Annotated in this window: 4 protein-coding genes; 3 read left to right on the top strand and 1 reads right to left on the bottom strand. The window is 76.1% G+C overall.

Going from position 1 to position 7,441, the window contains the following annotated elements:
* Positions 1–156: 156 nt before the first annotated feature.
* On the bottom strand, positions 157–1,146 hold the full coding sequence (locus tag AB0P35_RS10150; RefSeq protein WP_363508960.1) for an aldo/keto reductase: 990 nt from the start codon (positions 1,144–1,146) through the stop codon (positions 157–159).
* 125 nt (positions 1,147–1,271) lie between these two features.
* Here AB0P35_RS10150 and AB0P35_RS10145 point away from each other — a divergent pair, with 125 nt between their 5' ends.
* From AB0P35_RS10145 to AB0P35_RS10135, 3 genes are all read left to right on the top strand, one after another.
* Positions 1,272–1,706 carry a group III truncated hemoglobin gene (locus tag AB0P35_RS10145; protein WP_363508957.1) on the top strand — a complete coding sequence of 145 codons (435 nt, stop codon included), beginning with the start codon at positions 1,272–1,274 and terminating at the stop codon, positions 1,704–1,706.
* Between the two features lie 97 nt (positions 1,707–1,803).
* The gene (locus tag AB0P35_RS10140) at positions 1,804–5,211 is read left to right on the top strand and encodes a BTAD domain-containing putative transcriptional regulator (RefSeq protein ID WP_363508954.1); all 3,408 of its coding nucleotides are present in this window, start codon (positions 1,804–1,806) and stop codon (positions 5,209–5,211) included.
* A gap of 39 nt (positions 5,212–5,250) precedes the next feature.
* Positions 5,251–7,374 (top strand): MMPL family transporter, encoded by a 2,124-nt coding sequence (locus AB0P35_RS10135; RefSeq protein WP_363508951.1) that lies wholly within the window; start codon positions 5,251–5,253, stop codon positions 7,372–7,374.
* The last annotated feature ends 67 nt before the right edge of the window (positions 7,375–7,441 follow it).

Raw genomic sequence — 7,441 nt, 5'->3', positions numbered from 1 at the left:
CGTTCCCTTCTCTCCTCCCGGCCGGGCGCGCCTTCATTTCCCCGCGGCGCCGTGTGGGGCGCCCCGCCCTCGCGGGCCGGGGGGGGGGGGGCGGGGGGCCCCCCCCCCCCCGGCCGGTGGCACGATCGACGGCGCAGGCCGATCGGGCCGTCGGGCTCAGCGGCTGAGCCGGTCGATCTCGGCGAGCTCCTCGGCGGTCAGCGGACCGGCCTTGAGCGCGTCGAGGTTCTGGTCGAGCTGGGCCACGCTCGACGCACCGATGATCACCGAGACCACCCGCGCGTCCCGCAGCACCCAGGACAGCGCCAGCTGGGCGAGGGTCTGGCCGCGCTGCTCGGCGACCTTGTTCAGCGCCCTCAGCTGCTCCAGCTTCTGCCCGGTCAGCGCCTCCTCGCGCAGGAAGTGGCCGACCGACATCCGCGAACCGGCCGGCACCTCGCCCGACAGGTAGCGGTCGGTCAGCAGGCCCTGCGCCAGCGGCGAGAACGCGATCATGCTGGTCTGGGTCTCGCCGATCGCGTCCAGCAGCCCGTCCTCGGGGGAGCGGTTCAGGATCGAGTAGCTGATCTGGTTCATCAGCACCGGCGTGCCCATGCCCCGCAGGATCTCCACCGCCTCGCGGTGCTGCTCCGCCGGGTAGTTGGAGATCGCCGCGTACAGCGCGCGACCCGAGCGCACCGCCTGGTCCAGCGCCCCCATCGTCTCCTCCAGCGGAGCCGTGGGGTCGTAGCGGTGCGAGTAGAAGACGTCGACGTAGTCCAGGCCCATCCGGCCCAGCGACTGGTCCAGACTGGACAGCAGGTACTTGCGCGAACCGCCGTCGCCGTACGGACCCGGCCACATGTCGTAGCCCGCCTTGGACGCGATGAACAACTCGTCCCGGAAGGGCTTGAAGTCCTGCGCGAACAGGTAGCCGAAGTTGCGCTCGGCACTGCCGTACGGCGGGCCGTAGTTGTTCGCCAGGTCGAAGTGGGTGACACCGCGGTCGAAGGCCCGGCGCAGCACCGCACGCTGCACCTCCAGCGGCTGCGTGTCACCGAAGTTGTGCCACAGGCCCAGCGAGACGGCGGGCAGCTGCACACCGCTGCGCCCCGCCCGCCGATAGGTCATGGACGCATAGCGGTCGTCCGAGGGGAGATAGGTCATACCGGCATCCTGCCAGGTGGTGGCCGGTGGCAGGGACCAACGGCCCTGCCGGAACCGGACACCACCGCATAGCCTGGCCGCGGCGGCCGGACGGGCCGCCGGGCCCGACCGAGAGGAGCCCGCCGGTGCCGCGCCCCGACATCACCGACCGCGCCGACCTCGAACCGCTGCTGCGGCGCTTCTACGCCGCCGCCTTCGCCGACCCGCTGATCGGCCCGCACTTCACCGAGGTCGCCCGGCTCGACCTGGAGACCCACCTCCCGCACATCACCGACTTCTGGGCGAGCGCCCTGCTGCGGGCCGGCGAATACCACCGCAACGCCCTCGCCCCGCACCTCGGCCTGCACGGGCGCCGCCCGCTGACCGCCGCCCACTTCGGCCGCTGGGTCCAGCTCTGGCAGGCCGCCGTCGACGGCCTCTACGCCGGCCCCACCGCCGAACGCGCCAAGACCCAGGCCGACCGCATCGCCCGCACCATGCTCCGCCGCACCACCGACGGCGACACCGAAGGCACCGAGGGCGGCTTCGTTCCCCTGGCGGCGGTCCTGCTCCGCAGCTGAGGACGTTGGGCTGCCCCCACGCGCCCCTGGCGTGCTTCCTCTCGGCTTGGAGTCCACTTGGAGCCGGGTGGGCGGCATCGCATAGGCTCGGCGCACGATGGTGCGGATATCGGTGCTGGGCGCGTTGACGGCGCAGGTGGCGGGGGCGACGGTCGGTCTCGGCGGCCCGCGCCAGCGCGGTGTGCTCGCCCGGCTGCTGGTGGCCCGCGGTGCCGTCGTCCCCGCCGACCGGCTGATCGACGACCTGTGGCAGGGCCGGCCGCCGGCCAAGGCCGCCGCCTCGCTGCAGGCGTACGTCTCCAATCTGCGCCGTCTGCTGGAGCCCGAGCGCGGGCCGCGCGAACCCGCCAGCCTGCTGGTCAGCCGCGCCCCGGGCTATGCGCTGGCGGCGCCCGCCGCGGCCGTCGACGCATGGGAGTTCGAGCAGCGGCTGCGCCGGGTGCGTGAGCTGCCGGCAGAGGCCGGTGGGCCGCCGCTCTCCCGGCGGTTCGAGGAGGCGCTGGCACTGTGGCGCGGTGGCGCGTACGCCGAGTTCGCGGACGAGCCGTGGGCCGCCGCCGAGGTCGTCCGGCTGGACGAACTCCGCCTGGCGGCACGGGAGTCGGCGGTGGCGGCGGCGCTGGACGAGGGCCGTGCCGGGGACGCCGCCGCGGCGGCGCTGGTGCTCACCGAGGAGCATCCGCTGCGCGAGGAGGGCTGGCGGCTGCTGGCCCGCGCGCTGTGGGGGGCGGGCCGGCAGGCGGAGGCACTGGAGGCGCTGCGCCGGGCCCGCGGGGTGCTCACGGCGGAGCTCGGCCTCGACCCGGGGCCGGCGCTCGCCGAGCTGGAGGCGGCGATCCTTCGGCAGCGGTCCGAACTGCTCGCCGTCCCGATCCCGGCCGCCGACCTGCCCGCCGTCCACCCGACAGCACCGTCGGCGCCCGTCTGCACCGCGACGGCCCCGCCCCCGCTGCCGTTCGTCGGCCGGGAGGCCGAGCAGCGGGTGCTGCGCGAGGCGGCGACCGCGGCCACCGCCCCGGGCGGGCGTTCGGTGGTGCTGGTGAGCGGTGAGGCGGGCGCCGGCAAGTCCACCCTGCTCGCCCGGCTGACGGGTGAACTGCGGCGCAGCGGTTGGCTGGTGGCCTCCGGGCGGTGTCCGGAGACGGAGGGCGCGCCGCCGGCCTGGGCCTGGACGGAGGCGTTGCGGGAACTGGCCCGGCAGCACCCGCCTGACGCCGCCACGGCGGCCGAGCTCGCCCCGCTGCTCGGCGAGGACGACCCGACCCGGCGCCGGGACGCGCTCACCGGCCGGTTCCGGCTGCACCGGGCGGTGGCCCGCTGGCTGGAGGCCGCCGCCGAGCGGGCGCCGGTGGCGGTGGTCCTCGACGACCTGCACGCGGCCGACCAGGAGACCCGCGCGCTCGCCGCCGAGCTGGCCGCCGTCCGCGGCCCGGAGCGGCTGCTGCTGGTCTGCGCGCACCGACCGGGCGAGGGCCGGCTCACCGATCTGCTGGGCACCTTCGCCCGCTGCTCGCCGCACCGGATCGCGCTCGGCGGCCTGGACGAGGCCGACGCCGGGACGCTGATCGGCGCGATCTGCGCCGCCCCGGTCGACCCGCGCACCGTGCACGCCCTGGCCGAGCGGACCGGCGGCAACCCGTTCTACCTGGTGGAGAGCGCCCACCTGCTGGCCGGGGAGGGCGCGCTGGTCGCCGTCCAGGAGGTGCCGCAGGGCGTCCGGGACGTGCTGCGGCGGCGCTTCGACCGGTTGCCGCCGGCCACGGTCGAGGCGCTGCGGCTCGCCTCGGTGGCCGGCCGCGAGACCGAGGTCGAGCTGCTGGTGCACGCCTCCGGCGCCGAGGAGGAGGGGCTGCTGGACGCGCTGGAGGCCGCCGTCGCCGGCGGGCTGCTCGCCGAACCCCGGCCCGGGGCCGTCCGGTTCGCGCACGCGCTGGTCCGCGACACCCTGTACGGCGACCTGAGCGGGCTGCGGCGGGCCCGGCTGCACGGCCGGTTCGCCGAGGCGCTGTGCGCGCTGCGCCCGGACCGCCTCGCCGCGCTCGCCCACCACTGGACGGCCGCGGCCTCCTCCGCCACCGCGGAGCGCGCCGTCGACGCCTGCGTGCGCGCCGCGGAGGCCGCCGAGCGCCGCTATGCCCACCAGACCTGCGCCGACCTGCTGCGACAGGCCCTGGACAACCTCGACCGGGTGCCGGACGGCGGCGACGACCGGCCCGCCCGGCGGATCGCCCTGCTCGGCGCCCTGCAGCGGGCCCAGGTCCGGGCGGGCGCGATCTCCGCCGCGGCGGCGACCCGCGCCCGGGCCGTCGCCCTCGCCGAGGAGACCGGCCGGGAGGACCTGGAGATCGAGGCCTGGACGGCCTGGACCGAACCCACCCCCTGGGTCGCCCACCCCTACGGCAGCTACGACGAACGGGCCGTGGAGACCCTGCAGCGGCTGCTGCGCCGCGCCGACCTGCCGCCCGCCACCCGTTGCCGCCTGCTGGACGCCCTCACCCACGAGTGCAACTGCGCGGGCGAGCCGCTCGGCACCGCCGCCGCCGACGAGGCGCTCGCCATCGCCCGCGCCGAGGACGACCCCCGGCTGCTCGCGCTCGCCCTGGCGGCGAGCGCCCGGATCTGCGACTTCGAACTCGGCGCGCCGCGACGGGTCGAACTCGCCGACGAACTCGCCGCCCTCGCCCGCCGGCACGACCTGCCCGCCTACCGCTGGCACGCCGAGCAGCTGTACGCCACGGCCGCGGCCGTCGTCGCCGACCTGCCCGCGCTGCGCCGCCACATCGCGGCCGCCGCCGCCATCGCCGAGCGCTACGGCCTGCTCGAACTCGCCGACATCGGCCTGTGCCACCGCGCCATGCTCGAACTCGCCGCCGGCCGTACCGGCGAGGCCGCCGAGCTGTACCGGCAGGCGGTCGCCGGGCTGACCGGCCGCGCCTCGGTGCACGCCGAGGGCTTCGCCGCCCTCGCCGACCTCACCATCGCCGTCCAGGAAGGCCGGATCGGCAGCGAACTGCAGCGGCTGCGAGCCGTCTCCGCCCTGTACGGGCCGCTGGTCGCCGATGTCGAGGCGCTCGCCCTGGCCGCCCTCGGCCGCACCGAGGAGGCCCGGGCCGTCCGGGCGGGCCGACTGCCCGTCCAGCCCGACTACTACCGGTCCTTCTTCCTCGCCCTGCGTGCCGCGGCCGTGGTCGCCCTGGACGAGCGCGCCGAGGCGGCCGAGCTGATCACCGAACTGCTGCCGCTGCGCGGCCTGGTGGCCGGCGCCGCGTCGACCTCCGTCGCGCTGCGCCCGATCGCCCTGGTGCTGGGCGAGCTGGCCCGGATGCTCGGCCGCACCGAGGAGGCCGCCGAGCACTTCGGGTACGCCGCCGACGTGGCCCGCCGCTGGGAGTCCCCGCAGTGGGAGGCGGAGGCGCTGGCCGCGCTGCACCGGCTGCCGGCCGTCCCGGACGCGGAGGCCGTCGCCCGGCACCAAGTGGGCTCCAAGCAGCGCCCCGCAGGCTGAACGGGTATCGACCACCGGACTGCCGAAAGGCCCGCACCGATGTCCACCCTGCTCGGCCGCCTCGGCGGCGCATCCGCCGCCCGGCCCTGGCGCACCGTCCTCGGCTGGGTGCTGCTGCTCGGCCTCGCCCTCGGCCTGGCCGCCGCCTTCGGCGGCACCCCGCACGACGACTACCGCGTCCCCGGTACCCGCTCCACCGCCGGCGCCGACCTGCTGAAGGAGCGCTTCCCGGAGATGTCCGGGGCGAACGCCCGGGTCATCGTCCACGACCGGCACGGCGGGTCGTTGCCCGCCGACGGCCTGGCCGCGCTGCGCGACCGGCTCGCCGCCCTGCCCAAGGTCTCCACGGTGGCGCCGCCGGTGCTGTCCGCCCGCGGCGACACCGCCCTGCTCACCGTCGACTACTCCGTCCCCGTCACCGACTTCAAGGGCTCGGCCGGCCTGGACGCGCTCCGCGAGGCCGCGAAGTCCACCGAACAGGCCGGACTGCAGGTCGAGTTCGGCGGACAGCTGCCGGAGAACTTCACCGCGCCGAACGGCACCGCCGAAATGATCGGCGTGGGCGCCGCCCTGGTCATCCTGGTGATCGCGCTCGGCACGGTGGTCTCCGCCGGCCTGCCGCTGGTCGTCGCGCTGGCCGGCCTCGGCCTCGGCACCGGCCTCACCACCCTGCTCGCCGCCGTCACCGACATCAGCCCGACCGCGCCCACCGTCGCCTCGATGGTCGGCCTCGGTGTCGGCATCGACTACGCCCTGCTGCTGGTCAGCCGCCATGTCGAGGGGCTCCGGAAGGGACTGACGAAGCATCAGGCCGCCGCCGAGGCGACCGCCACCGCCGGCGCCTCCGTGGTGGTGGCCGGCTCCACCGTGCTGGTCGCCCTGTTCGGCCTGAAGCTGGCCGGCCTGCCCACCTACTCCTCCTTCGGCTACGCCACCTTCGCCGTGGTCGGCGCCGTGATGCTGGCCGCCCTGACCCTCGTCCCCGCGCTCTGCTCGCTCGCCGGGAACAGGCTGCTGCGGCGCGCCGAGCGGCGCGACCCGAAGCAGCGCACCCAGGCCGGTCCGACCCGCACCGAGCGCTGGGCCCGGCTGATCGGCCGCCGCCCGGTCGCCGCCGCGCTCGGCTCGCTGGTGGTGCTGCTGGCGCTCGCCGCCCCGATGCTGCACATGCGCACCTGGCCGCAGGACGCCGGCAGCCAGGCGGCCGGCACCACCACGCGCAAGGCCTACGACCTCACCGCCGACGCCTTCGGTCCCGGCGCGAACGGGCCGCTGGTCGTCGCCGTCGACCTGAAGAAGCTGCCGCAGGAGAAGCTGCCCGCGCTGCTGGACACCCTGAAGGCGCGCCCGGGCGTCGCCGCCGTCCGGCCGCCGCTGGTCAACCGGGCCGGGGACGCGGCGGTCGTCACCGTCACCCCCGCGACCGGCCCGCAGGACGAACGCACCGCGCGGCTGCTGAAGTCGCTGCGCGCCGACGTGCTGCCGGCGGGCGCCGAGATCACCGGCACCGTCGCCGCCTTCTCCGACATCTCCGACCGGCTGTCCGACCGCCTGTGGGTGGTGGTGCCGGTGGTGGTGGCGCTCTCGCTGATCCTGCTCACCGTGCTGTTCCGGGCGCCAGTGATCGCGCTCAAGGCCGCCGTGATGAACCTGCTCTCGGTGGCCGCCGCCTACGGCGTGATGACCGCGGTCTTCCAGTCCGACACCGGCGCCCGGGCGCTCGGGCTGCCGCACGAGGTGCCGGTCTCCAGCTGGGTGCCGATCCTCATGTTCACCGTGCTGTTCGGCCTCTCCATGGACTACGAGGTCTTCCTCCTCGACCGCGTCCGGGAGGACTGGCTGGCGACCGGCGACGCCAAGGGCTCCGTGGTGCGCGGCCTGTCCGCCACCGGACGCGTGATCAGCAGCGCGGCCGCCATCATGGTCGCCGTCTTCACCGGCTTCGCGATCGACCCCGACATCACGGTGAAGATGATGGGCGTCGGCATGGCCGTCGCGGTCCTCATCGACGCCACGGTCGTCCGCCTGGTGCTCGTCCCCGCCACCATGACCCTGCTCGGCCGGCTCAACTGGTGGCTGCCCGCGCCGCTCGCCCGCCGCTGGCCCGCACCGGAGCCGCACGGCGAGCCGACCGCCGCCGAGCCGGAGCGCGTCCCGGCCTGACCCGCGCCGCCCGCACCGGGCGCCGTTCCCATCCGGGAGCGGCGCCCGGTCGCTTGAGGCTGTACCT

It is taken from the genome of Kitasatospora sp. NPDC085879, assembly GCF_040686255.1.
Classification (GTDB): domain Bacteria; phylum Actinomycetota; class Actinomycetes; order Streptomycetales; family Streptomycetaceae; genus Kitasatospora.
This window is presented reverse-complemented; position numbering and strand designations above follow the sequence as displayed.

Coding starts and splice junctions, on each gene's coding strand:
- AB0P35_RS10135 (WP_363508951.1), top strand. CDS start 5,251: ATGTCCACCCTGCTCGGCCGCCTCGGCGGCGCATCCGCCGCCCGGCCC.
- AB0P35_RS10140 (WP_363508954.1), top strand. CDS start 1,804: ATGGTGCGGATATCGGTGCTGGGCGCGTTGACGGCGCAGGTGGCGGGG.
- AB0P35_RS10150 (WP_363508960.1), bottom strand. CDS start 1,146: ATGACCTATCTCCCCTCGGACGACCGCTATGCGTCCATGACCTATCGG.